General features: G+C 61.0%; 22 protein-coding genes and 1 pseudogene. 12 read left to right on the top strand and 11 right to left on the bottom strand.

What is annotated here, in order from left to right; genetic code table 11:
• Positions 1-15 precede the first annotated feature (15 nt).
• From thiL to E4T63_RS24770, 6 genes are all read left to right on the top strand, one after another.
• Complete coding sequence (gene thiL / locus E4T63_RS24795) at positions 16-981, top strand: thiamine-phosphate kinase (protein ID WP_135296656.1); 966 nt, start codon at positions 16-18, stop codon at positions 979-981.
• Positions 978-1,481 (top strand): phosphatidylglycerophosphatase A family protein, encoded by a 504-nt coding sequence (locus E4T63_RS24790; protein WP_007910933.1) that lies wholly within the window; start codon positions 978-980, stop codon positions 1,479-1,481. Before thiL ends, E4T63_RS24790 begins: the two co-directional genes overlap by 4 nt.
• A gap of 34 nt (positions 1,482-1,515) precedes the next feature.
• Complete coding sequence (locus E4T63_RS24785; protein ID WP_134787430.1) at positions 1,516-2,253, top strand: substrate-binding periplasmic protein; 738 nt, start codon at positions 1,516-1,518, stop codon at positions 2,251-2,253.
• A gap of 238 nt (positions 2,254-2,491) precedes the next feature.
• Positions 2,492-3,109: a GTP cyclohydrolase II gene (gene ribA, locus E4T63_RS24780; RefSeq protein ID WP_027612931.1), complete on the top strand. Its 618-nt coding sequence runs from the start codon at positions 2,492-2,494 to the stop codon at positions 3,107-3,109.
• The gene (locus E4T63_RS24775) at positions 3,106-3,525 is read left to right on the top strand and encodes an MFS transporter (protein WP_135296655.1); all 420 of its coding nucleotides are present in this window, start codon (positions 3,106-3,108) and stop codon (positions 3,523-3,525) included. The genes ribA and E4T63_RS24775 overlap by 4 nt, the downstream gene beginning before the upstream one ends.
• The gene (locus E4T63_RS24770) at positions 3,525-4,325 is read left to right on the top strand and encodes a cobalamin-binding protein (protein WP_135296654.1); all 801 of its coding nucleotides are present in this window, start codon (positions 3,525-3,527) and stop codon (positions 4,323-4,325) included. Before E4T63_RS24775 ends, E4T63_RS24770 begins: the two co-directional genes overlap by 1 nt.
• A 111-nt stretch (positions 4,326-4,436) precedes the next feature.
• On the opposite strand, the pseudogene E4T63_RS24765 reads toward E4T63_RS24770, so the two are convergent.
• The 5 genes and pseudogenes from E4T63_RS24765 to E4T63_RS24745 form a co-directional block, all read right to left on the bottom strand.
• Positions 4,437-6,319, bottom strand: a pseudogene (locus E4T63_RS24765) (TonB-dependent receptor domain-containing protein).
• A 141-nt stretch (positions 6,320-6,460) separates the two neighbouring features.
• Entirely contained in the window at positions 6,461-8,359 is a 1,899-nt protein-coding gene (gene dxs, locus E4T63_RS24760; RefSeq protein WP_135296653.1) for a 1-deoxy-D-xylulose-5-phosphate synthase, read from the bottom strand.
• A 91-nt stretch (positions 8,360-8,450) separates the two neighbouring features.
• Positions 8,451-9,338 carry a (2E,6E)-farnesyl diphosphate synthase gene (gene ispA / locus E4T63_RS24755; protein WP_135296652.1) on the bottom strand — a complete coding sequence of 296 codons (888 nt, stop codon included), beginning with the start codon at positions 9,336-9,338 and terminating at the stop codon, positions 8,451-8,453.
• Positions 9,335-9,577: an exodeoxyribonuclease VII small subunit gene (locus E4T63_RS24750; protein WP_003228627.1), complete on the bottom strand. Its 243-nt coding sequence runs from the start codon at positions 9,575-9,577 to the stop codon at positions 9,335-9,337. The genes ispA and E4T63_RS24750 overlap by 4 nt, the downstream gene beginning before the upstream one ends.
• Positions 9,578-9,689: 112 nt before the next feature.
• A complete protein-coding gene (locus tag E4T63_RS24745; RefSeq protein WP_135296651.1) occupies positions 9,690-10,835 on the bottom strand; it encodes a Fic family protein in 1,146 nt (381 codons plus the stop codon).
• 281 nt (positions 10,836-11,116) lie between these two features.
• On the opposite strand from E4T63_RS24745, the gene E4T63_RS24740 reads away from it, so the two are divergent.
• From E4T63_RS24740 to E4T63_RS24715, 6 genes are read left to right on the top strand one after another with little or no spacing between them, the layout of a single operon-like run.
• Positions 11,117-11,908, top strand: coding sequence for a YfaP family protein (locus E4T63_RS24740; RefSeq protein WP_135296650.1), 792 nt, complete (start codon positions 11,117-11,119; stop codon positions 11,906-11,908).
• Positions 11,909-11,946: 38 nt separating this feature from the next.
• Positions 11,947-13,659, top strand: a complete 1,713-nt coding sequence (locus tag E4T63_RS24735) for a DUF2138 domain-containing protein (protein ID WP_135296649.1) — start codon at positions 11,947-11,949, stop codon at positions 13,657-13,659.
• Complete coding sequence (locus E4T63_RS24730; RefSeq protein ID WP_135296953.1) at positions 13,644-14,294, top strand: DUF1175 domain-containing protein; 651 nt, start codon at positions 13,644-13,646, stop codon at positions 14,292-14,294. Before E4T63_RS24735 ends, E4T63_RS24730 begins: the two co-directional genes overlap by 16 nt.
• The gene (locus tag E4T63_RS24725; RefSeq protein WP_135296648.1) at positions 14,291-18,865 is read left to right on the top strand and encodes an alpha-2-macroglobulin family protein; all 4,575 of its coding nucleotides are present in this window, start codon (positions 14,291-14,293) and stop codon (positions 18,863-18,865) included. Before E4T63_RS24730 ends, E4T63_RS24725 begins: the two co-directional genes overlap by 4 nt.
• Before the next feature lies 1 nt (position 18,866).
• The gene (locus E4T63_RS24720; protein ID WP_135296647.1) at positions 18,867-20,486 is read left to right on the top strand and encodes a DUF2300 domain-containing protein; all 1,620 of its coding nucleotides are present in this window, start codon (positions 18,867-18,869) and stop codon (positions 20,484-20,486) included.
• 3 nt (positions 20,487-20,489) lie between these two features.
• On the top strand, positions 20,490-21,302 hold the full coding sequence (locus E4T63_RS24715) for a YfaP family protein (protein WP_041064922.1): 813 nt from the start codon (positions 20,490-20,492) through the stop codon (positions 21,300-21,302).
• Positions 21,303-21,325: 23 nt separating this feature from the next.
• Here E4T63_RS24715 and E4T63_RS24710 read toward each other — a convergent pair whose 3' ends face one another.
• From E4T63_RS24710 to E4T63_RS24685, 6 genes are all read right to left on the bottom strand, one after another.
• Positions 21,326-21,760 carry a hypothetical protein gene (locus E4T63_RS24710; RefSeq protein ID WP_135296646.1) on the bottom strand — a complete coding sequence of 145 codons (435 nt, stop codon included), beginning with the start codon at positions 21,758-21,760 and terminating at the stop codon, positions 21,326-21,328.
• Positions 21,761-21,775: 15 nt separating this feature from the next.
• On the bottom strand, positions 21,776-22,336 hold the full coding sequence (locus tag E4T63_RS24705) for a hypothetical protein (RefSeq protein ID WP_135296645.1): 561 nt from the start codon (positions 22,334-22,336) through the stop codon (positions 21,776-21,778).
• A gap of 173 nt (positions 22,337-22,509) precedes the next feature.
• A complete protein-coding gene (darG, locus tag E4T63_RS24700) occupies positions 22,510-23,595 on the bottom strand; it encodes a type II toxin-antitoxin system antitoxin DNA ADP-ribosyl glycohydrolase DarG (protein WP_135296644.1) in 1,086 nt (361 codons plus the stop codon).
• The gene (gene darT / locus E4T63_RS24695; RefSeq protein WP_096796317.1) at positions 23,592-24,236 is read right to left on the bottom strand and encodes a type II toxin-antitoxin system toxin DNA ADP-ribosyl transferase DarT; all 645 of its coding nucleotides are present in this window, start codon (positions 24,234-24,236) and stop codon (positions 23,592-23,594) included. The genes darG and darT overlap by 4 nt, the downstream gene beginning before the upstream one ends.
• The gene (locus tag E4T63_RS24690) at positions 24,233-24,814 is read right to left on the bottom strand and encodes a DarT ssDNA thymidine ADP-ribosyltransferase family protein (protein ID WP_098965796.1); all 582 of its coding nucleotides are present in this window, start codon (positions 24,812-24,814) and stop codon (positions 24,233-24,235) included. Before E4T63_RS24690 ends, darT begins: the two co-directional genes overlap by 4 nt.
• Positions 24,815-24,999: 185 nt before the next feature.
• Entirely contained in the window at positions 25,000-25,920 is a 921-nt protein-coding gene (locus E4T63_RS24685; protein ID WP_135296643.1) for a restriction endonuclease, read from the bottom strand.
• Positions 25,921-25,965: the final 45 nt, after the last annotated feature.

Genomic DNA, 25,965 nt, shown 5'->3' with positions numbered 1-25,965 from the left:
CGCGCTTGAGACCTCATGGGCGAGTTTGAGCTGATCCGCAATTTCTTCGCCGTCGCGCCTTGTGCGCAGGGCGGCGAGGGCGTTGCCCTGGGGATCGGCGACGACTGCGCCTTGCTGGCGGTTCCCCCCGGGGAACAGCTGGCGATTTCCACCGATACGCTGGTGGCCGGCGTGCACTTCGCCGATCCCTGCGATCCATTTCTGCTCGGTCAGCGCTCGCTGGCCGTTGCGGTCAGCGACCTGGCCGCCATGGGCGCCACGCCCGTTGCCTTTACCCTTGCCCTGACTGTGCCGACGGTGACCGCCGATTGGCTGCAAGCCTATGCCCGCGGTTTGAACCGCATGGCGCAGTGCTGCAGCGTCGCGCTGGTCGGCGGCGACACCACGCGTGGGCCGTTGAGCCTGACGGTCACGGTGTTCGGTCGGGTGCCGGCCGGGCAGGCCTTGACCCGCAGCGGCGCACAACCGGGTGATCTGCTTTGTGTTGGCGGCGAACTGGGCAATGCCGCCGGTGCCTTGCCGCTGGTGCTTGGCCAGCGTGAAGCCGACACTGATATTGCCGAGCCGCTGCTCAGTCATTACTGGGCGCCGCAACCGCAACTCGGGCTCGGTCAGGCCTTGCGCGGCAAGGCCACCTCGGCCCTGGATATCTCCGATGGCCTGCTTGCCGATTGCGGCCATATCGCTCTGGCTTCGCAGGTGCGGCTTGAGGTTGAACGCGAGCGCGTACCGTTGTCCGATGCTTTAGTGGCGTTTCTCGGTCAGCGCGGTGCCGAACGGGCGGCGTTGAGCGGCGGCGATGACTATGTGCTGGCCTTCACGCTACCGTCCGTCGAGTTGCCGGCGCTGCTGGCCGATGGCTGGCCGATCCATGTGATCGGGCGTGTGGCGCAGGGCCAGGGTGTGGTCCTGCTGGATCGCGAAGGACACGACATCACCCCGCAAATCCGGGGTTATCAACATTTTCAGGAGACACCGTGACAGATCACCCGAAACAGGTTCCGGCCGAATTCGTTCCGCCGTCGGTCTGGCGCAATCCCTGGCATTTCCTCGCGTTCGGCTTCGGCTCCGGCACCTTGCCGAAAGCGCCGGGCACGTGGGGTTCGTTAGTTGCGCTACCCTTTATCCCGTTGTGGCAGATGTTGCCCGACTGGGGTTACTGGCTGATGCTCGGAATCACCATGCTGTTCGGCTTCTGGCTGTGCGGCAAGGTCGCCGACGATCTGCGGGTCCACGACCATGAAGGCATCGTCTGGGACGAAATGGTCGGGATGTGGATCACCCTGTGGCTGGTGCCGGAGGGCTGGTACTGGTTGCTCGCGGGTTTTCTGGTGTTCCGTTTCTTCGACATTCTCAAGCCGTGGCCGATTCGCTGGATCGACCGGCATGTCCATGGCGGCGTCGGCATCATGCTCGACGACGTGCTGGCCGGCGTGTTCGCCTGGCTGGCGATGCAGGGACTGGTGTGGATTTTCGCCTGATCCGGATTGTCCGGGTTCAGTGAGGAGACTAGGGATGGCTCGACGCTGGCTGGCGCTGGTGTTTCTGACTTTGCTGGGCACTGTCGCCAGTGCGCAGGAAACCGCGCACGCGCCGTCGGTCATCCATCTGGCCAGCGAAGACTGGGAAGACTACACCGCCGCCGACGGCCACGGCCTGGGCTGGGACGTGCTGCGCAAGGTGTTCGAACCGGCGGGAGTGAAACTCGACATTCGCAGCGAACCGTACACTCGTTCAGTTGGGCTGGCCCAGCGTGGCGAGGTCGATGCTTGTGTCGGTTCTTATCATGAAGAATTCAGCGACCTGCTCTATCCGCGCTGGAATTTCGACACCGACCACATCTACGCCCTGGGCCTGGCGAGTAATCCAGCACCGACCCCGGAAACCCTCGGTCAATATCGGCTGGCCTGGGTTCGTGGTTACGACTATCAGAATTATCTACCCGGCGTGCGCAACTTCAACGAGGTCGTGCGACGTACCGGGATCCTCTCGATGCTCACCCACAACCGCGCCGACTATTACATCGATGCTTTGACCGAAATCGATTACGTGCTTGGCCGGGCCAGGGAACCGACGCAGTTTCGCAAGACGCATATCGCCGAACTGCCGCTGTACCTGTGCTTCGCCAACACACCGCAAGCGCGCATGTTGATGGCAGTGTTCGACCGGCGCATGGAGCAGTTGGTCAAGAGCGGCGAGCTGAAGCCAATTTTCGAACAGTGGAAGCAGCCGTATCCGTTCGAGCCGAACTGACAGGGCCGTCCCCCCTGTGGGAGCGGGCTTGCTCGCGAATACGGTGGTTCCGCCAGCCTATTGCCGACTGACACGACGCCTTCGCGAGCAAGCCCGCTCCCACAGGGGGGCCAGGCAAGTCGGGTGTTATCAAACTTTTTGATCGTTATGCCCGATAATTCAGCCTAAGCGTCTGCAGGAACCTGCTGTTACAATGCCGGCCTGCGAATTTTCAGACTTTTAGATCAGGAGCACACCGGTGCCTGTCGTTTTTGTCGCCGCTTCCAAGCTGCCAACGCCTTTTGCGCAATTCACCATGCACGGTTTTCTCGATGAGGCTACCGGCCGCGAGCACGTTGTGCTGAGCCTGGGTGATTTCGCCGACGGTGCCCCGGTTCTCGGCCGGTTGCACTCCGAGTGCCTGACCGGTGATGCGCTGTTCAGCCAGCGCTGCGACTGCGGCTCGCAACTCGAAGCGGCGCTCAAGGCCATCGCCCGTGAAGGCCGTGGCGTGCTGCTGTACCTGCGTCAGGAAGGTCGCGGCATCGGTCTGCTGAACAAGATCCGCGCCTACGAGTTGCAGGACGGCGGCGCCGACACCGTTGAAGCCAACGAGCGTCTGGGCTTTGCCGCCGATCAGCGTGACTACGCCATGTGCCTGCCGATGCTCGAGCATCTGGGTGTGAAGTCGCTGCGTCTGATGACCAACAACCCGCGCAAGGTCAAAGCCCTGACCGACATGGGCATCGTCGTCGCCGAGCGCGTGCCGCTGCACACCGGCCACAACCCGCACAACAAACTGTACCTGGCGACCAAGGCCAGCAAGCTCGACCACATGATGGGCAACGAGCATCAGGGCGAGGTCGACCGCGCGTGACCCGCGGTCAGGTGCGCCGCCGTCTGGCGGTCGACTGGTGGAAATACCTGGCGCTGGCGCTGGTACCCCTGTTTGTCCTGAATGGCCTGTTCGGCCAGGGCGAAGGCATTCTGCCGGTGCTGGCCATGCCGTTGTTCATTGCCGGCGTGGCCTCGATGTTTGTCAGTCTGAAGTTTTTCGGCCGCTACAAGCACGCGTTGATCGCCACGCAGAAAGCCCTCGACACCCCTGATGAACCGGCGGCCTGGATTGCTTTGGCCACTCAGCGCCGTATTGCATTGCTCGCGGCATCGTTGCCGGCATGGATCGGTGCGCTGGCGGTGTTCGTCGGCCTCGAAGCCGTACCGCTGATGCTGCTGGCGCTGTCCACGGCGGTGCTGTTCTACCTCTATCGCATCCCGCGTCAACTCGGCTGATGCGTCGTCTGTGGCTGGCGGTTCTGCTGCTGGCCTGCGCCGGCCCGGTGCTGGCGAGTCTGCGAGTGGTCAGTCTCGCGCCTTCTCTGTCTGAAATCGTTATCGAGCTGGGCTCGGCTGATCTGCTGGTTGGCGTGCTCGATGCTGGCGAGCGTCCTGCCGCGCTCAAGGATGTCCCGTCAGTGGGCCGCTACGGTCAGCTGGACATGGAGCGTCTGCTCAGTTTGAAGCCCGATTTGTTGCTGTTGTGGCCCGGCAGTGTCGGCCCGGCGCAACGCGATCAGCTCAAACGCCTGAACATCCCGACCTACGTCGCCGAACCGCACAATCTCGAACAGCTTTCTGCACAGATCGAAGCCATTGCCGCGCAACTCGGCCGGCCTGAACGTGGTGTGACACTGGCGGCGGATCTGCGCCAGAAGCTCGATGACCTGCGCCAACGCTATCGCCGGGACACGCCGCTGACCGTGTTCTATCAAGTCTGGGACAAGCCGCTGTACACCGTCGGTGGCGGGCAGATCATCAGCGATGCGCTCGAAGTCTGCGGCGCACGCAATGTGTTTGCCGATCTGAGTTTGCCGGCGCCGCAGGTCAGCATCGAAGCCGTGTTGCAGCGCAATCCGCAGGTGATTCTGGCCGGTGATCAGGCCCAGCTCGATGCGTGGAAGGCCTGGCCGCAGGTAGCCGCAGTGAAGCAAGGGAAACTACTGTTGGTTACCGATAAAGGCCTTGAGCGCCCAAGCGGCCAAATGATTGATGCCACTGCCAAACTCTGCCAATTGATCGCGCCTGAGCGCTGAGACCGAGGTGAATTCTTCGCGAGCAAGCCCGCTCCCACAGTTGGAATGCGTTACCCCTGTGGGAGCGGGCTTGCTCGCGAAGAGGCCAGTCAAAACAGCGTCAATTCCGGATCAAAGCCCCGGTGTCCAGGTCACCCCAAACACCCACGCCCGACCTTCCTCGCGATAGCCATACTGGTTGCCGTCATAGCTGTACAGCGCACGGCTGTAACTCTTGTCCAGCAGATTCTCGACCTTCAGATCCAGTTTGATCTCGCGATTCAGCGCCCAGTTGCTGCGCAGTCCAAGCGTGCCGTAGCCACCCAACGGCTGGGTGTTGTTCAGATCGTCGTAACTGCCGCTGACCAATTGCCAGCTCGCGCCGACGCCCAACCGGTCAAACTGTCGATCCAGATCCCAACTCATCGTGCGCCGCGCACGACGCGCCAGGGTGTGCCCGGTATCGCGATCACGCGGGTCGATAATCGCCACACCGAGATTGCTCTGCCAGCCGAACAGTTCCTGTTTCAGCGCCGCTTCAAAGCCATTGATCCGCGCCGAGGCCACGTTCTCCGGGCGTGAGTTGCTGCCGAAGATGATCGCGTCTTGCAGATCCGTGCGGTAAATCGACGCCTCCAGCCGACTGCAATCGCTCAACTGACTGCGCCATTGCAGCTCGTAGCTTTTCGAGGTTTCCGGCTTCAGATCCGGGTTGCTGAAGTCCGGGTAGTACAGGTCGTTGAAGGTCGGCGCGCGGAAGCCTTCGCTGTAGCTCAGCAACAGATCGTTGTCCGGGTTCAGCGGCAGGCTAAAAGTGCCGCTCCAGGTGTTCTGGCTGCCGAACTGCTGGTTGTCGTCGTGACGCAGGCCCAGTTCGGTGGAGAAGCTGTCGGCCTGATAACGATGCTGGATGAACGCGGCGCGGTTCCAGCGGCTGTCTTCGTTGAATGCGGTGCTGCTGTTGACCCGGTCTTCGTACCAGTCGCCGCCGAGAATCAGGCTGTTGCGCGCATCCAGGGTCAGGTCGTTCTGCCAGTTCACCGAGTCGCGATAGGTGTTGAACACCGTGCGCTCGTCGCTGAGCTTGTCGAGGGTCTTCTCGCGGTTCTCGGTGTGACCGAATTCGATGCGGGTTTTCCAGATTTCGTTGGCCCGCGCATCGACGTAGCCGCTGACACTGCTGACGTTGAAGTCGCTGTAGGGCTGCTGTTGCACCGACTCGAAGGTGCTCGTGTCGAAGCGGCCGAACGGGTTGTCAAACTCGCTTTTGCCGCGGTTATCCAGCAGGTTGGCGCCGACCTCGATGTCATCGGTCAGCGCATGGCTGAGGCTCAGGCTGACGGATTTATTGCGGTAGGCATCGTGATCGCCGTCGCTGGGATAGGACTCGTGAGTGCGGTCGAGGCCAGCGGTGTCATCGAGGCTGGCGCCCAGGTTGAAGCGGGTCTTGTCATCGCCACCGGACAGGCCGAGGCCGCGTTCCCAGGTCTGGTTGCTGCCGAAGCCGACGTGCAAGCGCGGCTGCAGGCCTTGCTCGTTGCCGCGCCGGGTGAAAATCTGAATCACCCCGCCAATCGCATCGCTGCCGTAAATCACCGAGCGCGAACCGCGCAACACTTCCACGCGTTCGATCTGGTCGATGTTCAGGTGCTGCAGGTTGCTGTCGCCGGAGGTCGAACTGCCGATGCGCTGGCCGTCGACCAGCACCAGACTCTGCGCCGATTGCGTGCCGCGAATGTAGATCCCCGGCAGGCTACCGCGCCCACCGGCCTGCGCTACTTGCACACCCGGCACCCGCTGCAGCAGATCGGTGACGCTGCCCGGTTGCAGGCGGTCGATGTCTTCGCGGGTGAACACGGTGTTGGCGGCGCTGCTGTCGTTGCGCGCTTCGACCTGGCGGTTGGCGCTGATCAGCGTGTCGGGCAGCTTCAGGGCCTGATCGCGTTCGAAGCTGTCGGCGAGGGTGCTGGTGGCTGGCAGCAGAAGAAGGGCAGGGCGAGGCGCGAGAGGTTCATCGGTGTTCCAGTGGATATTTCTGATGTACACAAATCAAATGTGGGAGCGGGCTTGCTCGCGAAGGCGCCGGTTCAGTCAACTCATCATCGACTGAACCGGCGCCTTCGCGAGCAAGCCCGCTCCCACATGGGTATTGCGTGTTACTTGTTGAGCAGTTCCAGACGCTCACGAATCGAAGCTTCGATTCCCGCTTCGTCCAGCCCGCACTCGGCCAGCATCTGCGCCGGTTTCGCGTGCTCGACGTAAATGTCCGGCAAGCCCAGATGCAGCATCGACTTGAGAATGTTCTCGCGCGCCAGGAATTCGCTGACCGCGCCACCGGCACCGCCCATGACCGCGTTCTCTTCGATCGTCACCAGCAATTCGTGGTTGCCGGCGATTTCGCGCACCAGTGCCTCATCCAGCGGCTTGACGAAGCGCATGTCGACCACGGTCGCATCCAGCTTCTTGGCGACTTTCAGCGCTTCGGTCAGTTGCACGCCGAACACCAGCAAAGCGACTTTGCTGCCCTGGCGGCGGACGATGCCCTTGCCGATTTCGATCGGCTCGAGATCCTTGTCGATGGTCGCGTTCGGGCCGGTGCCACGCGGGTAGCGCACCGCCGCCGGGCCGTTGTACAGGTGGCCGGTGGTGAGCATCTTGCGCAGTTCGTTTTCATCGCTTGGGGTCATGATGACCATGCCCGGAATGCAGCGCAGGTAAGACAGATCGAAGCTGCCGGCGTGGGTCGGGCCGTCTTCGCCCACCAGACCGGCGCGGTCGATGGCGAACAGCACGTCGAGGTTCTGCACCGCGACGTCATGCACCAACTGGTCGTAACCGCGTTGCAGGAACGTCGAGTAGATCGCCACCACCGGTTTGGCGCCTTCGCAGGCCATGCCGGCGGCGAACGTCACCGCGTGCTGTTCGGCAATCGCCACGTCGAAGTAGCGCAGCGGGAAACGTTCGCTGAACGCCACCAGGTCCGAGCCTTCCTTCATCGCCGGGGTGATCCCGACCAGGCGCGGATCAGCCGCGGCCATGTCGCACAGCCATTCGCCGAACACCGCCGAATACTTCGGCCCGCCGGCCTTTTTCGGCGCAGCGGCCGGGGCGTCGAGCGGTTCGAGCTTGGTGATCGCGTGGTAACCGATCGGGTCGACTTCCGCCGGGGCGAAGCCTTTGCCTTTCTTGGTGACGATGTGCAGGAACTGCGGGCCCTTCAGATCGCGCATGTTGCGCAGGGTGGCGATCAGGGTCGGCAGGTCGTGGCCGTCGATCGGGCCGATGTAGTTCCAGCCCAGCTCTTCGAACAGGGTGCCGGGAACCAGCATGCCTTTGGCATATTCTTCGGTGCGACGGGCGATTTCCCAGGCGCCGGGCAGGCGCGACAGGACTTTCTTGCTGCCCTCACGCATGCTCGCGTAAGTACGGCTGGAAAGAATCTTCGCCAGATAATTAGACAGGCCACCGACGTTGCGCGAGATCGACATGTCGTTGTCGTTGAGGATCACAAGCATGTTGGCGTTGACTTCCGGCGCGTGGTTCAGCGCCTCGAAGGCCATGCCGGCAGTCAGCGCGCCGTCACCGATCACCGCAATCGCCTTGCGATCGCTGTTTTGCAGGCGGGCGGCAATTGCCATGCCCAGCGCTGCGCTGATCGAGGTGCTGGAGTGGCCGACGCCAAAGGTGTCGTACTCGCTCTCGGCGCGACGCGGGAAGGCGGCGATGCCGTCCTTCTGACGCAGGGTTTCCATGCGCTGGCGGCGACCAGTGAGGATCTTGTGCGGATACGCCTGATGACCGACGTCCCACACCAACCGGTCATCCGGGGTGTCGAAGACGTAATGCAACGCGATGGTCAGCTCGATGACGCCCAGGCCGGCCCCGAAATGCCCACCGGTCTGACCGACCGTGTAGAGCAATTCCAGGCGCAACTCATCGGCCAGGGTTTCCAGCTCGGCTTCGCCTAACCGGCGCAGGCCGTCCGGCGTGTTCGCGCGGTCGAGCAGGGGCGTGGTCGGGCGCTTGCGGGGAATCTCATGAAACGTCGTGGGCATCAGGCGAATCGTTATAGGTATAAAAGATGCGGCAGTTTACCTGATGCATCGCCCCCTGCCCACGCGTTGGTCTTTTTTGGCAGGTTGGCGTTCAGTTGCGCCGCTCGACGATATACCGGGCCAGGTCGCGCAAAGGCTCGGCTGCCGCGTCAAACGGTCGCAGCGCGTGCAGGGCCTGATCGCGCAGTTCCAGAGCGTAGGCTTTGGCGGCGTCCAGCCCCAGCAAGGCCGGGTAGGTCGGTTTGTCGCGGGCGATGTCGGCGCCCTGGCGTTTGCCGAGGGTTTCGGTATCGCTTTCGACGTCGAGAATGTCGTCCTGCACCTGAAAGGCCAGACCGATGGCCTGTGCATAAGCCTGCAGGGCTTTGAGTTGATCCTGCTCGGCGCGGCCGCTGGCCAGGGCGCCGAGCTTGACGCTGACTTCGATCAACGCGCCGGTCTTGTGCCGGTGCATTTGCTCCAGCGCTTGCTGATCCAGCTTCAGGCCGACCGAGCCGAGGTCGATGGCCTGACCGCCGACCATACCCGCCGGGCCTGCCGCGTGCGCCAGCGCCGTGACCTGTTGCAGACGGATGTCAGCGTCGAGGCTGCTCAGGCGCGGGTCGAGCAGGGCGCTGAAGGCCAGGCTCTGCAAGCCGTCACCGGCGAGAATCGCGCAGGCTTCGTCGAATTTCTTGTGGGTGGTGGGCTGGCCGCGACGCAGATCGTCGTCGTCCATCGCCGGCAAATCGTCGTGCACCAGCGAATAAGCGTGGATCAGCTCCACCGCGCAAGCCGCACCGTTGGCTTGCTCAGCCTTGCCGCCCAGCGCTTCGCACGCAGCGTAGGCGAGTAGCGGACGTACGCGTTTGCCGCCGATCATCACACTGTAGTGCATCGCCTCATACAGGCGCGACAGCTCCGGCAGCGGAGCCTTGAAGAGGATTTCCAGTGCTGCATTGACCCGCGCCTGGCTGGTCTCCGAATACGCCGCAATCATTCTGGCTGTTCCGCGTCGAAGGGTTCCTCGGCGAGTTCGCCATCGCGCTCCAGCAGCACTTGCACCTTCTGCTCGGCCTGGGCCAGCGCTGCCTGGCAGTCACGGGTCAGGCCGATGCCCTGCTCGAAAGCGGTCAGCGAGTCTTCCAGCGACAATTCCCCGTTCTCCAGACGCTCGACCAGTGTTTGCAGGTCGGCGAGGGACTGTTCGAAATCCAGTGCAGCTTTTTTGCGGGCCATGGCGGCGATTTCCGGTTGACGTTAAACCGGCGCGACACTAGCAGATAGGGGGTTTATGGGCAAATGAGCGGGGCGCGGCCGACCCTTATCCCCTCACTACAGACGCCAGTGGTCAGTTTGAGGAATCGCCCGGGTAATTGATTTTGTAGCGGGTACTCCGTCCCCCCCCCGGCATTCTTTGCAGGCAGCCCTTTTCCAGCAGTTCCGCCAGATGGCGGGTTGCCGTGGCTTTCGAGACCTTGGCCACCGCTTGATACTGTGCCGCGCTGATGCCGTGCTCGAAGCCTCGTTCTCCACCGTCGAGCAGGCGATTGAGCACTGTACTCTGCTCCACCGAAAGCTCGGATTCACGGTGCGCCTGCCAGAAGCGGGTTTTACCCAGCACACTTTCGATACGCGCGATGGCTTGCTGCAGACTGCGTAAAAGAGTCTGCAGAAACCAGGTGAGCCATTGGGTGACGTCCAGCGTCGCCTTTTGGCTGGCCTCGAGTACTCGGTAGTAGCCGTTGCGGTCATCGAGGATGCTGGCCGACATCGCGTAAAAGCGGATCGCCTGGGCTTCACCTTGCGCCAGCGCCAGATCGGTGATGGTCCGAGTCAGGCGACCGTTGCCGTCATCAAACGGATGCAGCGTGACAAACCAGAAATGCGCAATGCCAGCACGCAGCAACGGATCCAGCGCTGTTTGATGCTGGCTGGCCTCGAACCAAGTGAGAAATTTATCCACCTGCCGTTCGAGACCTTGGCGCGCAGGGGCCTCGAAATGCACAGTGGGACGGTCGAGACGACCGGAAACTACCTGCATCGGTTCGTCACCGCGAAGCGCACCGACATGCATCGACCTTGCGGTGAAGTCGCTTTCCTGATCCGGAAACAGCCATCGATGCCATTCCAGTAATCGCTCCAGCGTCAGTGGTTCAGCGAAGCGCCGGGTGGCGTCGAGCATCAGTTGGGCCAGGCCTTCGCTCCGTTGACTGACTTTATCGCTATCGGGCAACTCCAGCCCCAGGCGTCGAGCCAATGACGAGCGCACCGAGCCGACATTCAACTGTTCACCCTCAATGGCCGAAGAGGTCACGATGTTTTGCAACAGTGCGTCGAGTTCGGTCTGAGCGCTCAGGGAGTTGCCCACGGATCCAGCCATGCCCATCAATTGGCCTTGTGCCTGAACGCATTCACGCAGCAGCGGCGCCAGACGTTCTGCCTGCCAGTTGAAGTCGGGCCAATTCGGTTGCTGCCAGATCCATTGAGTGGTCATCGGTTACTGCCTGTAATAGGGCCGTGAGCCGAATAGAAATGCTATTCGGCTCATTTAGTGAGCCGAATATGACGGCTATTCGGCTCACCGTCTACTTTACGGCGTGATTCCCACCGCAAATCCAGATGTATCCGATTGTTAAAAAACTGCCGAATCGCTAATCTTCGCGCCTTCTACGACCCGCTAGTCACGGGGTCTTTCAGACGAAACGCAGTTTCCACCGCTGTGAAGTACCGAGGATCGGGTGCAAGGTTTCGTTCAGGCATGGCAGGAGGCATTACATGCGTTCATTTCTTTGGCTGCTGATCGGTCTGGCTTGCGCGCCTGCGCTGTGGGCGGCGCCGACTGCCGAGCTGTCTGAGCCATCCGGTGGCTGGCGTTATAACGGTCTGCTCGACCGCAGTGAAAACCCGCAAGTCGCCTATCCCACGCCGCCGATCGATCGCGGCATTCAGCGCAATCGCACGATGATTCAGGGCCAGCTCAAGGCCATTGGCAATCAGCGCGGGCCGCACACGCTGGCGGTCAACGGCAATCCATTGAATCTGTACACCGACGATGACGGGCGATTCGCCCGGCCGTATGCGTTCGGCGCCGGTTCCAACAGTGTCGAAGTGCGCAGTGCCGAGGGGCAGTCGCTCAAGCGCGTGCAGTTCTATGAAGCGAACAACCTGCGCACCCCGGCGAAGATCCGAGTGGTGCTCGGCTGGGACGATCCCAAGGCCGAGCTCGACCTGCACATCATCACCCCGGACGGCCAGCACGCGTTTTTCGCCCATACGGCGTTGACCAACGGTGGCGGTCTGGACCCGGATGGTGTCGATGGCCCCGGCCCGGAAATGTTCACCATGACCGCGCCGCTGCATGGCACCTATCTGGTTTACGTCAACTATTGGGGCAACTTCGGCGACGGCGGCTATAACTTCGAGGAGGCCAGCAATCAGAACGAGGTCATCACCTCGCAAATCACGCTGGTGCTCAACGAAAACACGGTCGACGAAAAACGCGAAACATTCATCGTGCCCCTGCGGGCGATCGGTGATCTGCTGCTGGTCAAGACTTTCAACTATTAAGCATCCCGCACCACGGATGAACTTCGGGTTTTGTGAACATGAGTGATAACGCTGCTTCTCCGGCCGTCCCGACACCTGCCGGCCAACCTTCCCGGCGCTGGCCGGCGCTGCTGATCGGCCTGGTCCTGGTGGCCGGGGTGGCCGGTGGTCTTGGCTGGCTGCTGCACAAGCCCAAGGTGCCGGCGGCGGCACTTGCCAGCGACAAGCTCGGCCTGAGTCGTCCGGATGCGCTGCTGGAAACCCGCTCCTTGAGCCAGTTGCCCAAGGACCTGCTGACGGTGCCGTTCCTCAAGGCCACGCTCACCGAGGATTTCGTCTTCTATTACGAAACCCACGCAGACCGCCTGGGGCTGATCGGTAGCCTGCGGCGGATCATCTACGAACACGATCTGAAGCTGCAGGACAGCCTGATCGAGCAGCTTTTCGATCAACCGGCAGATGTGGCGTTGTGGCGCGGTGCGGATGGCCGGCTCAAGGATTTCCTGCTGGTGATGGACCGCGGCGGCCTGGCGAAACTGCTCGAACCGTTGGCGAAAGTGGCGTTGGACGATTCGCAACTCAGCGTCTTCGGCAGCCTCAAGGTCGGCGGTGACGAAGTACCGCTGTACCAGCTCAGCTACAACGCCAGCAAATCGCTGCTGTTCGCGTCGCGCGGCGACAAACTGGTGGTGCTGTCCAACCCGAACAAATATTACGACCCGGCCAGTGGCGAATCGGAAGAGTCCGGGCATGTCTCGCCGCAAGCGCTGGCAGCGCTGCTCAACGGCGACAAACTGTTCCCCGAGGCTTTCGGTCTGCCGGCCAAGGCGCCGGAGATCAAACAGCGTCTGTCGGTCAATTCCAGCGTCCTTGCGATGGGCTATCAGCGCTTCATCCCGAACTTCGCCGGGCTGCGTTTCGACATGGACGACAAGGGCTGGCACAGCTACCTGGCCATGGATGAACTGGATAACCAGCCGGACTTCGATTTCAAACCGGTGTGGCAAGCCATGCCGCTGGGCGCCAGTGCCTGCGTGACCTTGCCGGTAGCGGCCGAACCGCAGAAACCGCTGCTGGTGAAACTCGGCGCCGACGAAGCGGTGGCGCAGAAACTCACCGAACACGTGGCTGGCGCGGCGGGCCTGTGCTGGTACGCCGATTCGCGGTTGTACACGCCGTTGCTGGTTGCCAGCCTGAAGGACGAGGACAGCGGCAAGCTCGATGGCGACCTGGGCACGTTGTTCGGTTCGATGGTGGGCGCCTACGAGACGAATGTCGATGAACACGCATTCCCGGTGGTCGAGAAACAGGAAGGCCAGAGTCATGTCTGGCAGCGTCAGGTCAGCTCCAATTTCGGCCCGTACGCCGCCAAGACTGCCGAGAATCCGGATGCGATCAGCGGTAAAGCGTTCATGAAAGTCAGCCTCGCCCGTCACGGTTCGACGCTGCTGTTTTCCCTCGACGACAAACTGGTGGACAAGGCTCTCGGTACTCTCGACAAGCGCTTCCCGCCGATGGCCGACGTGCTGCCGAAAGATGTGCTGATGCCGATCTACTTCGGTCCGGATTCGATGGCGCAACTGATGCAGCAGGAAACCCTCGACAGCCTGCCGCAGGACATGGAGCCGGTGTTCTACAACGCCGCGCAAACGTACCTGATTCCGAAACTGCGCACCCTCGGCGGCTACGGCAAATACGCCCTGACCCTGCCCGAAGGCAGCGAGCCTGACGGCCACTGGCAATGGCTGCCGCTGGAATGGAAAGCGCTGTGACGACACTGATCCGCAGCCTCGGCCTGCTCGCGCTACTGCTCAGCGCGGGCGCCCGAGCCGTCGAAACGCCGGCGCTGGATCCGGCGCAGTCCCAGGTGTTCCGCGCCTGGTTCGTGCGCATCGCTCAGGAACAACTGAGCCAGGGCCCGAGCCCGCGCTGGTATCAGCAGGACTGCGCAGGCCTTGTGCGTTTCGCCGCCAACGAAGCGCTGAAAGTCCACGACGACAAGTGGCTGCGCAGCAATGGCCTGTCCAATCGCTACCTGCCGCCGGAGCTGACGCTCAGCGACGAGCAGCGCAAGCTCGCCCAGCAATGGCAGCAGGGCGGCGGCAAGGTCGGGCCGTACGTCAACGCGATCAAACTGATTCAGTTCAACAGCCATCTGGTCAGCCGCGACGTGTCCCAGGCACGCCCCGGCGACCTGATGTTTTTCGATCAGGGCGACGACCAGCACCTGATGATCTGGATGGGCCGCTACATCGCCTATCACACCGGCACGACCACCCCCACTGACAACGGCATGCGTTCGGCAAGCCTGCAGCAACTCATGACATGGAAGGACACCCGATGGATACCCGACGCAGCCAACCCCAACTTCATCGGCGTCTATCGACTGAACTTTCTCTCCCAATGACCGGTGCCCGCATGCTGCGACTCTGCGCTCGAATTCCCCTGCTGCTGGCGCTGTTGCTGCCATTGGCGACCGTCAACGCTGAAGATTCGGTGGAGCCGAGTGGCTACACGCCGGTCGCCGGTGAAAGCTTCTTCCTGCTGGCCGACAGCAGTTTCGCCGCCGACGAGCAGGCGATGGTGCGTCTCGAAGCACCGGGCCGCGACTACCGCCGTTTCCGCATGGAGCCGTACGGTGGCGCCGACATTCGCGTGTACCGCATCGACAAGCCGCTGGATTTCCTCAAGCGTCAGAAGAACCTGCACCGCGTTGTCAGCGACGGTCAGTTCAAGGGCGAGGGCTTGTCCAACACCCTCGCGTACCTCTGGGACAACTGGTACCGCAAATCGCGGCGGGTGATGCAGCGCGCGTTCTCCTACGAGTCGCGCAAGCAGGTCACCGAGGAAGTGCCGGAACTGAAGATGGGCAACGCCATCACCGCGCCGACGCCGTACGACGCGCAGCCGCAATTCGCGCTGATTCCGGGTCTGCCGGTGGTCAGCCAGTTCCGTTATCCGCTGTGGCAAGCCAAGCCGATTCAGCCGCCGGCCGGGGTCAACCTGGCCGGGTCTTCCAGCGAGTTCGTCAGCGTTGCGCCGGGTAACGTGTACATCCCGTTGGGCAACCTGAAACCGGGCCTGTACCTGGTCGAAGCGCTGATCGGCAAGTACCGCGCGACCACCATGGTGTTCGTTTCCAACACCGTGGCGGTGAGCAAAATTGCCGGCGATGAATTGCTGGTCTGGGCCGCACGCAAACACGAAGGCAGTTCGGTGCCGAAGGTCAATGTGCTGTGGACTGACGGCCTCGGCGTGATGAGCAGCGGTGCCACTGATGCCGATGGTTTGCTGCGCCTGAAACACGTCAGCCCCGAGCGTTCGTTCGTCATTGGCGAGGACGAAGAGGGCGGGGTATTCGTCTCGGAAAACTTCTATTACGACAGCGAAATCTACGACACCAAACTCTATGCGTTCACCGACCGACCGCTGTATCGCCCGGGGGATTGGGTGTCGCTGAAAATCGTCGGTCGCGAGTTCAAGAATGCGCGGGATTCGGTGCTGCCGGGCGCTGCTGACGTCAACGTCAGTGTGCTTGATGCCACCGGCACCGAGCTGCAACGCCTCGACCTGAAACTCGATTCCAAGGCCGGTACCCAGGGCCGCTTCCAGTTGCCGGATAACGCTGTGGCCGGTGGTTACGAGATCCGCTTCAACTACAAGGATCAGGCCTACAGCAGCGCTTTCCGTGTGGCCGAGTACATCAAGCCGCACTTCGAAATTTCGCTGAATCTGGCCAAGCAGGATTACCGCACCGGCGAGCCGGTGAAGGGCAGTCTGGTGCTGCTGTACCCGGACGGCAAACCGGTGGCCAACGCCAAACTGAGCCTGAGCCTGCGTGCCCAGCAACTGTCGATGGTCGACAATGAGCTGCAATACCTCGGGCAATTCCCGGTGGAGTTGACCAGCACCGAACTGACCACTGACAGCAAGGGCAACGCGACCCTCGACCTGCCGGCCGCCGACAAACCGAGCCGTTACATGCTCACCGTGTTTGCCAGCGATGGCGCGGCGTATCGGGTCAAGACCACCAAGGAAATCCTCATCGACCGTGGCGCCGCGAGCTTCCGCCTGAGTGCGCCGCAACGTTTCAGCGCAGTCAACGACAAAGTCGCGTTCAGCTACGCCAACGAGGGCGGCAGCGAGCAGAGCAAAGCCGTGACCCCAAGCAGCTACAGCTGGGTGCGTCTGGAAGACCAGAGCACTGGCGAAGGCAAACTCGCGGCGACTGACAAAGGCTTTAGTCTGGCCTTCGAGCGTCCGGGTACTTACAACCTGACGCTGAAAGATCAACACGGTCGCGTCCTCGGCGCCACCGGCCATTCGGTCACCGGCGACGGTGTCAAAGCGGTGCCGGGCACTGTGGAAATCGTCCTCGACAAGCCCGAGTACAAGGCCGGCGATGAAGCGCTGGCACTGATCACCTTCCCTGAGCCGGTCAGCGATGCATTGCTGTCGCTGGAGCGCGACAAGGTCGAAGCCACCGCGCTGCTGGCCAAGGGCGGCGACTGGCTGAAACTGGAAAAACTCAGCGACACCCAATACCGCGCACGCATCCCGGTGAAGGACAATTTCGCGCCGAACCTGACCTTCTCGGTGCTGTACACCAAGGGCGGGCAGTACAGCTTCCAGAACGCCGGGATCAAAGTGATTGCCCCGCAAATCGACGTGGCGATCAGCACCGACAAACAGGTGTATCTGCCGGGCGACACGGTGACCGTCGACCTGACTACGCAGTTCGCCGGTAAAGCAGTTCCGGCGCATCTGACGGTGAGTGTTGTCGATGAAATGGTCTACGCGCTGCAACCGGAAGTCGCGCCGACCATCGACCAGTTCTTCTACCACCCGCGTCGCAATAATGTGCGCACCAGCGCCAGCCTGTCGTTCATCAGTTACGACGTGGCGTTGCCGGGCAGCCCCGGCGCGCCGGGCAAGGCCAACCGCAGCGAACGTGGGGTGAAAGTGCTGGAGCGCCCACGTCGTGAAGACGTCGACACCGCCGCGTGGCAGCCGGAATTGCTCACCGGTGCCGACGGCAAAACCCGTTTCACCTTCAAGATGCCGGACTCGCTGACCCGCTGGCGCATTACCGCCCGGGCCATCGCCGACGACGGCCAGGTCGGGCAGAAAAAACAGTTCGTCCGTTCGGAAAAACCGCTGTACCTGAAGTGGAGCGGGCCGAGCAAATTCCGCAAGGGCGATCAGCCGCAACTCGGTGTGTTTGCCTTCAGCCAGGCGGAAAAACCGGTCAAGGCTGAGCTGGTCACCCATTACGCTGGCGCCGAACAACGCCTGCCGGTGACCCTGAATAACGGCATCAACTACGTGCCGCTGCCAGCGTTTGCGCTGGCGACCGGTGAGTGGACTGCCGAGCTGGTGCAGGATGGCAAAACCGCGGACTCCCTGGCTGTGCGCCTGAGCGCGACCGGTGACGGCTGGCAAGTCACGCAAACCCAGAGCCTCGACGTGGCCAGCGGCGACACCCCGTTGAGCCTGCCGGCCGACGCCACCGACATTCGTCTGCGTCTGGATGACAGTCCGCAAGCGCTGTTCCGTTCCGCGCTCGATGATCTGCTGAGCTACCCGTACGGCGGCGTCGAGCAGACGGCCAGCCGTTTGCTGCCGCTGAGCATCGCTTATCCGTCGCTGGCGTCGAGCCCACAGATCCGCGATCGCCTGCGCCTGATCATGCAGAACAGCCGTCTGCGTCTGGTGCAAATGGCCGGGCCGTCGGCGAGCTTCACCTGGTGGGGCTTCGACGGCGAGCCGGACGCGTTCCTCACCGCTTACGCCTACTACGCCGACTGGAACGCCAGTCAGGTGCTGGAACTGACCTTGCCACCGGAGCACTGGCAGCGAGTGCTGGAGGTCTACGCCAAGCAAGCGCCGAACACGCCACTGCTGCAGCGGGCGCTGATCCTGTCGTTCGCCAAGCAGATGCATCTGCCGGTGAACACTTTGCTCAGCGGCTTGATGGACGATCTGGCGAAGGCTGGTGAAGGCAATGCCGAAACCCTGATGGACGACGGCGAAGACAGCCTGGTGATGAGCGACCCGGATTCGGCGCTCGGTCTGGCGGCGGCGCGGGTATTGACCGCGGCGCTGGCGACTCAGTCGAAAGTTGCGTTGCCCGACGCGTTCAATCGCCAGGTCGCTGCGGCACAACAGCGTCTGGCGGTCAGTTCGCAGCCGTTTGTCGAAGCGCTGAACCTGTCGCTGCAAGCGTTCGATCAGGCCCGTGCGACAGCGTTGCTGCAACGTCTGCTGCCACAGCAATCGACCCTCGAACGCGCCCTGGCGCTGAGCTGGTTGCAACGCAGCATCGCTCAGGCCTCGCCGACCATCGCGCTGCTGCCGGGTGAAGGCTGGAAGAAAAACTACGGCGCCACCGGCGAGATTTACTGGACCTGGCAGGGTGCGACGCCAGTGCCGAATGTGTTGTCGGTGTCCGGTACTCAGGAGCGACCGCTGCGGGCGGCACTGAGCTTCCAGACCCAGCAACCGGCCGTCGATCCAATGGCCGTGACTATCACCCGCCGTTTGTCGCGGCTGGTGCCGGGCGACGAAGCGTTCACTTTCAAATTGGAGCCGGTCGGCAGCAAACCGCTGTCCAGCGACAGCCTGTATCTGGACGAAGTGATCCTCACCAGCAAGGCGCCGAAACCGCTGCGCTACGGCATGCTCGAAGTGCCGCTGCCACCGGGCGCCGATGTCGAGCGCACCACCTGGGGCATCAAGTTGCAGGGCAAGGACGGCACCGAGCCGACCGCGCTGGAAAAGGCGCGCTTCGAACCGGGGCAATTGGCCTACGCGGTGCCGGTGGATGCGCTGAGCGGCGAATTGCGCCTGCGCCATCTGGTGCGCTTCTCGCAGAAGGGTCAGTTCAACCTGCCGCCGGTGCGTTTCACTCAGGTCTACGCGCCGCAGCATCAGGCCCGGGAAGCGAAAGCCGCCCTCGGTCAGGTCACGGTCAACTGACATGAACCGGCCGCTGCTGTGGCTGCTGATGTGTGTGATGCCTGCGCTGGCGACGGCGCAGGATGAGCCGCTGCGGCTGGCGTACAAGGGCGAGTTGCTGTCGTTGAATCACACGCAACTGATCGCCCGCGAGCCGTTGCCGTCGACGCTGGATACGCCGCTGGGCAGTCTTTGGAAATTGTTCGTCTACGCGTGGCTGGTGGATACCGGCGCGCGCGAGCCAGCGTATGAATGTCGCGGGCAATCGAAGGAGGAGGTTTATTGCTGCTCGGCGGGCGGCAAGATCGAGCGTGATCAGGCGTTGGTCAAATCCTGCGGGTTGTACTTTGAGCCGGCGAGATTGGGCATTACTGCCGCCGATTGGCGCACCTATTGGCAGGCGCGGCAGGCGCCGTCGTGGTTGCTGGATTTGCCGACCGTGCAACCGGCTACTCGGGTTTCCGTGACTGACTTGCTGAAGGTGTTGTCGGTGCTGCCAGCGCAGGAGCAGATGCGCCGCGTGTTGCTCGACGTCGTGCTGAATGCGGCGGACGGCAATGTCGTCGGCGAACTGGGTGGTCGCCTGCGGGTGAAAACCTGGAGCTGGCTCGGCGATCAGGATCCGCAATCGCGGCAGGGCGGTTTCGCCGGTTGGACGGCGGACGGCTCGCCGATCTGGGCCGGTGGGCGTGGCACCAGTCAGATGGTTTTGCGCCATTACGGTCAGGCGCTGGCGACGGTCCTGCCTGCTTCGTGGCCGGCGGAAGCAGGGCGTTGTGTAGAGGTCGGACTGTTCTCGCGCTATCCGCTGACGCGTGTTCTGGCAGGGGATCGGGTGGTGTCTTCCGGCCCGTTGCAAGGCGACTACCGCGTCGAGTTCGCCAACGGCAATGCGCTGGATATTCACAGCGCCGGCGAACTGTTTCTGCTCAACGAGAAACTGGTCGCCCGGCTTGATCGCGAAGAATACGTTGCCCGTGTTCTTGAACGCGAAGCCAAACCTGAACCTGCCGAAGCGGCCAAAGCCTTGGCCGTGGCGATCCGCACCTATCTGCTGCAAAACGCCACGCGCAACGGCGATTGCCTGAGCATCGACGACAGCAGCAACCGTCAGCGCGTCGCTCCGCGTCCGGCCTCCGCCGAGTCGCGCAACATCGCCGCATGGACAGCGGATCTGGTGCTGGCCGGCAGCACCGTCACCTATCACTCCGATCAACCCGGCCCGGACAAACTCGCTTGGCAACAAGCCGTCGAGCAGGCCAACGCCGGCCAGCGCTACGACGCGATTCTGCTGCACGCCTATCCGCGCGCGAGCCTCAGCCGTTGGGACAACCCGGTTGCTTCCTGCGAAGCACTGCCCGCCGCACAGGACTGGCTGCAAAAGCAGCGCCGCGGCTGGCGTCCGACGCTGGAAAGCGAAACCGGCTACAACGAAGTCAGCTCGTTCGCCGTGTGCAAACTGGCGTTCGGCCGCCCGTTTGTCGATCGCGAACGCCAGCGCATTTACGTGCGCGGCGTGCTCACGCTGCAGGATCGCCTCGACCTGACTCACGAATACCTGCACCTGGCCTTTGAAGCACATCCCAATGGCCAGGATGAAACCTACATCGAAGGGCTCGCCCGTCACCTCTTGCTGGAATAGACCATGACACTCCGTTATCCACAGGTCTTGCTGTTGCTCTGCGCGTTCAATGCATGGCCGATGGCAATGGCCGCTGACAGCGTCAAACTCGACACCCCGGTCGGCGGCTGGCGCACCGGCGCGCCCGAGGGCGAAGGCGAAAACTTCCGCCAGACCGTCAACTACCCAGCCTCTTCGGTCAACACCCCGGTCGGCCAGGCCAACACCGCGCGCATCAGCGGCGAAATCAAAGCCACCCCCAAGAACAAGGAACCGGGCCGACTGATCGTCAACGGCGTCAGCATGCCGCTGAAAATCGACGACAGTGGCCGCTTCGACCGCCCGTTCTCCTTCCCCAACGGCAGCAACAGCGTCGAAGTGCGCAGCCCCGACGGCCAGCAACGCCATCGCACGCAGTTCCTCAACGCCAGCGGCGGCGCCACCCCGGCCAAACTGCGCGTGCTGCTGTCCTGGGACAGCGACGGCACCGACCTCGATCTGCACCTGATCACCCCCGACGGCGCGCACATCTGGTACGGCGACCGCGTCGCACCCAATGGCGCCGCGCTCGACGTCGACGTCACCACCGGCTATGGCCCGGAAATCTTCGCCATGCCGGCACCGATCAAGGGCCAATATCTGGTGTATGTGAACTACTTCGGCGGAGGTTATCGGGGGGATGATGAAGGCGGGGAGGAGGCGGTGCAGCCGCTGACCACGGCGCAGGTGACGGTGATTACCGAGGAAGGCACGCCGAGCGAGAAAATGGAGACGTTTGTGGTGCCGATGCGGGCGGTGGGTGAACTGACGTTGGTGAAATCGTTCAGCTATCCCTGAGCAGCAGCCTGCTCAGGGTTGCACTAGAAACCGGGCGGAATGTAACCAGGCACGAACGGCACGTTGATGCACTTGCCGTGGATGATCTTTCCGTCCTCGATCCTGAACAGCACGATCTTTTTCGCCTTGTTGACGGTGGCTTCGAGCTTGCAATCCGAGCTGTGGCCGACCGTCTCGTAGTATTCGGTGTAAACCATGCCGTTGCCGGTGTGATTCATTGAGGTACCGGCCGCTTCCGTGGTAGTCCAGTTGGACGATTTGTACCAGGTGAGCACAGCCAGATTCTCGCCGTTGGCCCCGGTCTGTTTTTTCATCGAGTCGGGTTTGCCAAACAGATCGAGCGCTTCCTGCACATCGCGTCCTTCCCAGCGCGACTGGGCAATCAAGTGGCAACCATTGATCAGCAAAACAGCGGGCGTTATCAGCAGCGCCAATAACGATTTAGTCCATGGGTTCATCGTGATTCCCGCCGCTTACTTGTTGCCCAGGATCGAGTCGAGGTGGTCCATCATCTGGCCTTTCTCCTGAATCGGCGCCAGTTTGAAGAACATCTGCTGCAGACCCTGAATCATCTGCAGGTACTCCATCTTGCCCAGCGCGATCATGTCCTTTTTGGCAGGTGAGCAAACAAACTCGCTGGTGCGCTGCACCCAGAACTCCTTCGGCTGCTGCCATTGGTCGTTAACTTTGAGGTTACGCATCATGTAGGCGATGCGATCAACCGACTGGCCATTGAGCATTCGGACCTTGTTCGTCGAACACTGAACTTCGAGGTTGTAGGCATCGATCATCGGTTTGCCGGGTTCCTCATACACCAGCGTCACGGCGACCAACTTGGCCCCCTTGGTGTGTTTCGACGGCACGACTGAAGTGCTGTCGGCCACATACATGATGTTCTTGTGGGGAACGCCGTTGCCGTAAATGATCCACCAGTCACCAACGAGCTTCTGCTCCTCTGCCAAGGCTGAAGAGGTAGCGGTCAGGAGTGCGGTCAGTAGAACAGCGGATTGATTGAGTTTGAAAAAAGACGACATGGTGTTGCTCCATTCCTTGGCGCTTTTGTAATGCACAAAAACAGAATGGAAATTTAGTGGTGAGGTTGGGCGCGGGGCAATTAGGGCGGATGTGCTAATGGCTTATTGCAATGTCCGTTTCAGTCTGGGGACGGTAAGGGGGCAAGTACTTCTTGCCCCCTTTCATAACGATATCAGGCCGCTAGTTCCGGGCTGAAACTGCTGGATGTCAGACGAGTGATCGCGATTCCCAGTGCCTGATCATCGAATAACTTGTTTTTACGCACCGCAGCTCCTGACCCACCGTCCCAGTTCTTCAGTGCTTTACGTACCGCAGGAACGGTTGGAGCAATCCTTTCCCGAATCAGCAACCAATCAACGGTGGCCAGCAACTCCATGCCGAAAGGTGACTCAAAACCGTCGATCAATTCAGCCGTTCGCTCTAAAGCCTGGGAGTATTCCTTGGCTTCAGTCTTGAGGTAGGTTTGCAAAAAGGCTTTGCGATCTTGATCAAACCAAATGACATCGGTGATTCCTGCATCACTGATGCGCTTGTCGCAATGTAGATAGCTGCCATCCAGATTGTTGAGCAGATGCTCCAATCGATTGGCATACGGACCGAATTTATGAGCGACAAATTTGAGGTTTAGCGGATTCTCGGTACCTGGAATTTTCTCGATGGCACGCTCAAGAAACCAAGCCAGTTTCTGAATTTCGAGCAGGCTGCATTCCATGCCCAGAACCCAATAACGCCGGACCAACTCAGCAATCAGTGCGCGTGCCGGAGTGAGTTGCTCAACGCCATCGCGCTTAGCGACATTCAGATACTGATTAGAGGGTTCGAACACTAATACATCGACATCCAGGTCACCCAGCACTTCTATAATCTGCTCGCGTACTTCAGGCCACTTCAAACCGCCGTTACCAGCACCGAGAGGTGGGACGGCGACAGATTTCACGTCGTTCTCAAGCAGAAACCGACGCAGATCATGCAAGCCTTCAGTTATCCACGCCATTTGCGACGGTGAACGCCAATGGCGTTTGGTAGGGAAGTTCACGATCCAGCGTGGGCCATCGAGTTCATTGGTGGCCGTCACGTGCATCTTGCCGGTTTCTACTTCCCCGGCCTTACATGCCGCTGCATACACGCGGTAATTTTGCGCAAAGCGCTCTTTGAACATCAGCGCGATGCCCTTACCCATCACGCCCACGGTATTCACCGTATTGACGAGCGCTTCAGTTTTGGCTTCCAGCAGGTTGCCTTGGGTGAATCTGATCATTGGAAATACCATTTGGGACGCGCATGGACCGGCAACGTCAAGCCTCTAACGGCCACGTCTGCTTCTATGCGTACTTTCATTGCATCGGTGTGGCACATGATGCCCAGTAGTCCCGTAATCGGTAAATGTTGGTGGATCAGCGCCTCAGCCTGATAACGCTCCATTTTGCGAGGGTCGTCAGGATCGCGCTTGAAGTCGCGCCGTTGAAGGATAGACCAATCGATCTGGTCGAGATTCGCCAGATCGCTGTAGTAGTTTGTCCAACTCGGGTAGGCATGAGCGTTTGTGAAGACAAACGGTAGGCCAAGCTCTTCAACGCGATAGAGGCTTGAGACCAGAATCACGATCTCGTCATTGCCGCGTTGTTGAACACTCCAGCCAGAGTGAATGTTCTGCATCATCACCGAGAAGGGTGTGAAATAGAAGGGCACGTAGTCGGCCAGTACGCCTTCGGGTGCGATAGGCACCTGACGGAAACGGCGTTTGTCGATCAAGTCGACGTTGCCGATATTCACGTACTGAGGTGCCTTTGCTTCCGAGTTTGCGCAATGCAGACCGTTGTCCAGAATCCAGGGCAGGTTATCGCGATGGACGATACGCCAAATCAGAGCTTTCTCTGGATTCAGGTTGGTATAGATCATTGATAAAACATTCTCTGGTTCACGCTGGTCTGCACATTAACATCGGCCGCCTGTAATTTAGCTACGCAAAGTGCATCAACTTCTTCGCTGGGGGTGAAGATTTTGAAGAAGGCATCAGGTTTAACAATCCCCGGTGCGAGACACTCTGCCATGCAGATGCTTTTGCAATGAGGATCCAGGTAATCGCGACTGCTCATGACATCCCACTCGATGGCTTCGAAACCCTGTTCGTAATCAAGTAGCTGTATTGAGTCGCCCGCTAACGGGTGGCGTGGAATGACTTTCCAGCCGTATTGCTTGGCTGTTGATCTGTAGACCGAGATCAACACAAATTGTGCCTCTGGCCTATTGCGCTGAACGCTTCCGTCAAATGGATTCTTCGCAAACCAGTGGAAGGGGACGTAGTTGTCGAGCTGCAGAGCCTGCCGCTTTTTCAGGATTTCAGCATCTGCGACGTCTTTGAAACCCGAGAGGCCGGCGCGAGGTTTCAAGCCATCCCTGAAAATCCCATCCAGGTTTTCAACTGAAGTGAGATGGTAGAGAAGCTTCTGATCCTTGATGCTTTTAACGTCCGACATAGTGGTCTCCTTGACCTGCACATCAACCTAAACTGAATTCAGTCCCGGCCTCGCCCCGTGCTGATGTAACCCTCGATCCGTGGGGGTTGGTAGAACAGTTGGTGTGATTCTAGTGTGCCATCATTTTTGGCCACAAGCTCAACATGGAAATTGGTTAGCAGGATCCGTCAGCAAGACCGTTGATCTCACTCGTCATCAAAGTAATCGCGGTCCAGCGTCGGCAGCCGCAACAAGCGCGATGTCACGCCCACCTCATGATCCATCATCAGATGCACCAGCCGCGTGCCGTCTACCAACACAATCCCGTCCACCGATTTGGCGAAGTCGACAGCGTGCGCCGTGAAGCCGGACGTTGTGATGAAAACGCCTCGCTTGGCTTTTTGCCCCGCGAGCGCTCCGTAGAACGCCTGCAGTTCAGGCCGGCCAACCGTGTTCTGCCAGCGCTTGGCCTGAACGTAAACTTTTTCCAGCCCCAATTTATCGAGCGAAATAATGCCGTCGATGCCGGCATCACCGGAACCGCCGACACGTTGCAGATCATTACGACTGGCGCCGTAACCCAGGCGATGAAGCACATCCAGCACGATCACTTCGAAGCGGTTGGGGCTGACTTGCAGCAAGTTATCCAAAAGGTCGACCGCCGTGGCATCGCGCAATTCCTTTAGCGCTCGCTCCAGTCGGTCGTCGGGGCTTTCGGTGGCGGAGGCCAGATCTGGCTCCACATTTGGTTGGTCATCGAGTGGCTCGGCATCAGGCGCGACTTTCAGCTTCACATTCATGTAGCCGATTGCTAAATGCTCCACATCCTTGGCCGACAGCGGAAATACATGCTCCTTGGCGTACTGCACGCCTGCATCGGTCAATTTCCAGTAGCCGCGTTTGGCACTGCTGGAAAGACCGGCACGCTTGAGACGGTCGTGCGCCCAGCCTGATCGGTTCTTGTAGGTGGCCTGACCACTCGCGATCAGCTCTTCACGCTGCGCTTCTGTTAGTTGCAGCATTTTGGCTGCCGCTTCGTGAGCGTCCCGAGCAATTGCACCCTCGGGTTTTGTGGCGAGAAAACGCAGGATCGGCTCAATGAACTGATCGTAGGTTGGAACGGACATGGCGCATCCCTGTGCTGATGGGTGTTTTTGAACTGACCGGCGGGC

It is taken from the genome of Pseudomonas fluorescens (assembly GCF_004683905.1).
Lineage (GTDB): Bacteria > Pseudomonadota > Gammaproteobacteria > Pseudomonadales > Pseudomonadaceae > Aquipseudomonas > Aquipseudomonas putida_A.
This window is presented reverse-complemented; position numbering and strand designations above follow the sequence as displayed.

Bases quoted from the DNA above. Each gene is read 5' to 3' on its own strand.
- E4T63_RS24750 (WP_003228627.1), bottom strand. From the start codon at position 9,577: ATGGCCCGCAAAAAAGCTGCACTGGATTTCGAACAGTCCCTCGCCGAC.
- E4T63_RS24710 (WP_135296646.1), bottom strand. From the start codon at position 21,760: ATGAACCCATGGACTAAATCGTTATTGGCGCTGCTGATAACGCCCGCT.
- E4T63_RS24730 (WP_135296953.1), top strand. From the start codon at position 13,644: ATGGAAAGCGCTGTGACGACACTGATCCGCAGCCTCGGCCTGCTCGCG.
- E4T63_RS24735 (WP_135296649.1), top strand. From the start codon at position 11,947: ATGAGTGATAACGCTGCTTCTCCGGCCGTCCCGACACCTGCCGGCCAA.
- E4T63_RS24770 (WP_135296654.1), top strand. From the start codon at position 3,525: ATGCGTCGTCTGTGGCTGGCGGTTCTGCTGCTGGCCTGCGCCGGCCCG.
- darT (WP_096796317.1), bottom strand. From the start codon at position 24,236: ATGATCTATACCAACCTGAATCCAGAGAAAGCTCTGATTTGGCGTATC.
- E4T63_RS24725 (WP_135296648.1), top strand. From the start codon at position 14,291: ATGACCGGTGCCCGCATGCTGCGACTCTGCGCTCGAATTCCCCTGCTG.
- thiL (WP_135296656.1), top strand. From the start codon at position 16: ATGGGCGAGTTTGAGCTGATCCGCAATTTCTTCGCCGTCGCGCCTTGT.
- E4T63_RS24740 (WP_135296650.1), top strand. From the start codon at position 11,117: ATGCGTTCATTTCTTTGGCTGCTGATCGGTCTGGCTTGCGCGCCTGCG.
- E4T63_RS24720 (WP_135296647.1), top strand. From the start codon at position 18,867: ATGAACCGGCCGCTGCTGTGGCTGCTGATGTGTGTGATGCCTGCGCTG.
- E4T63_RS24685 (WP_135296643.1), bottom strand. From the start codon at position 25,920: ATGTCCGTTCCAACCTACGATCAGTTCATTGAGCCGATCCTGCGTTTT.
- E4T63_RS24745 (WP_135296651.1), bottom strand. From the start codon at position 10,835: ATGACCACTCAATGGATCTGGCAGCAACCGAATTGGCCCGACTTCAAC.
- E4T63_RS24715 (WP_041064922.1), top strand. From the start codon at position 20,490: ATGACACTCCGTTATCCACAGGTCTTGCTGTTGCTCTGCGCGTTCAAT.
- darG (WP_135296644.1), bottom strand. From the start codon at position 23,595: ATGATCAGATTCACCCAAGGCAACCTGCTGGAAGCCAAAACTGAAGCG.
- E4T63_RS24705 (WP_135296645.1), bottom strand. From the start codon at position 22,336: ATGTCGTCTTTTTTCAAACTCAATCAATCCGCTGTTCTACTGACCGCA.
- E4T63_RS24785 (WP_134787430.1), top strand. From the start codon at position 1,516: ATGGCTCGACGCTGGCTGGCGCTGGTGTTTCTGACTTTGCTGGGCACT.
- dxs (WP_135296653.1), bottom strand. From the start codon at position 8,359: ATGCCCACGACGTTTCATGAGATTCCCCGCAAGCGCCCGACCACGCCC.
- E4T63_RS24690 (WP_098965796.1), bottom strand. From the start codon at position 24,814: ATGTCGGACGTTAAAAGCATCAAGGATCAGAAGCTTCTCTACCATCTC.
- ispA (WP_135296652.1), bottom strand. From the start codon at position 9,338: ATGATTGCGGCGTATTCGGAGACCAGCCAGGCGCGGGTCAATGCAGCA.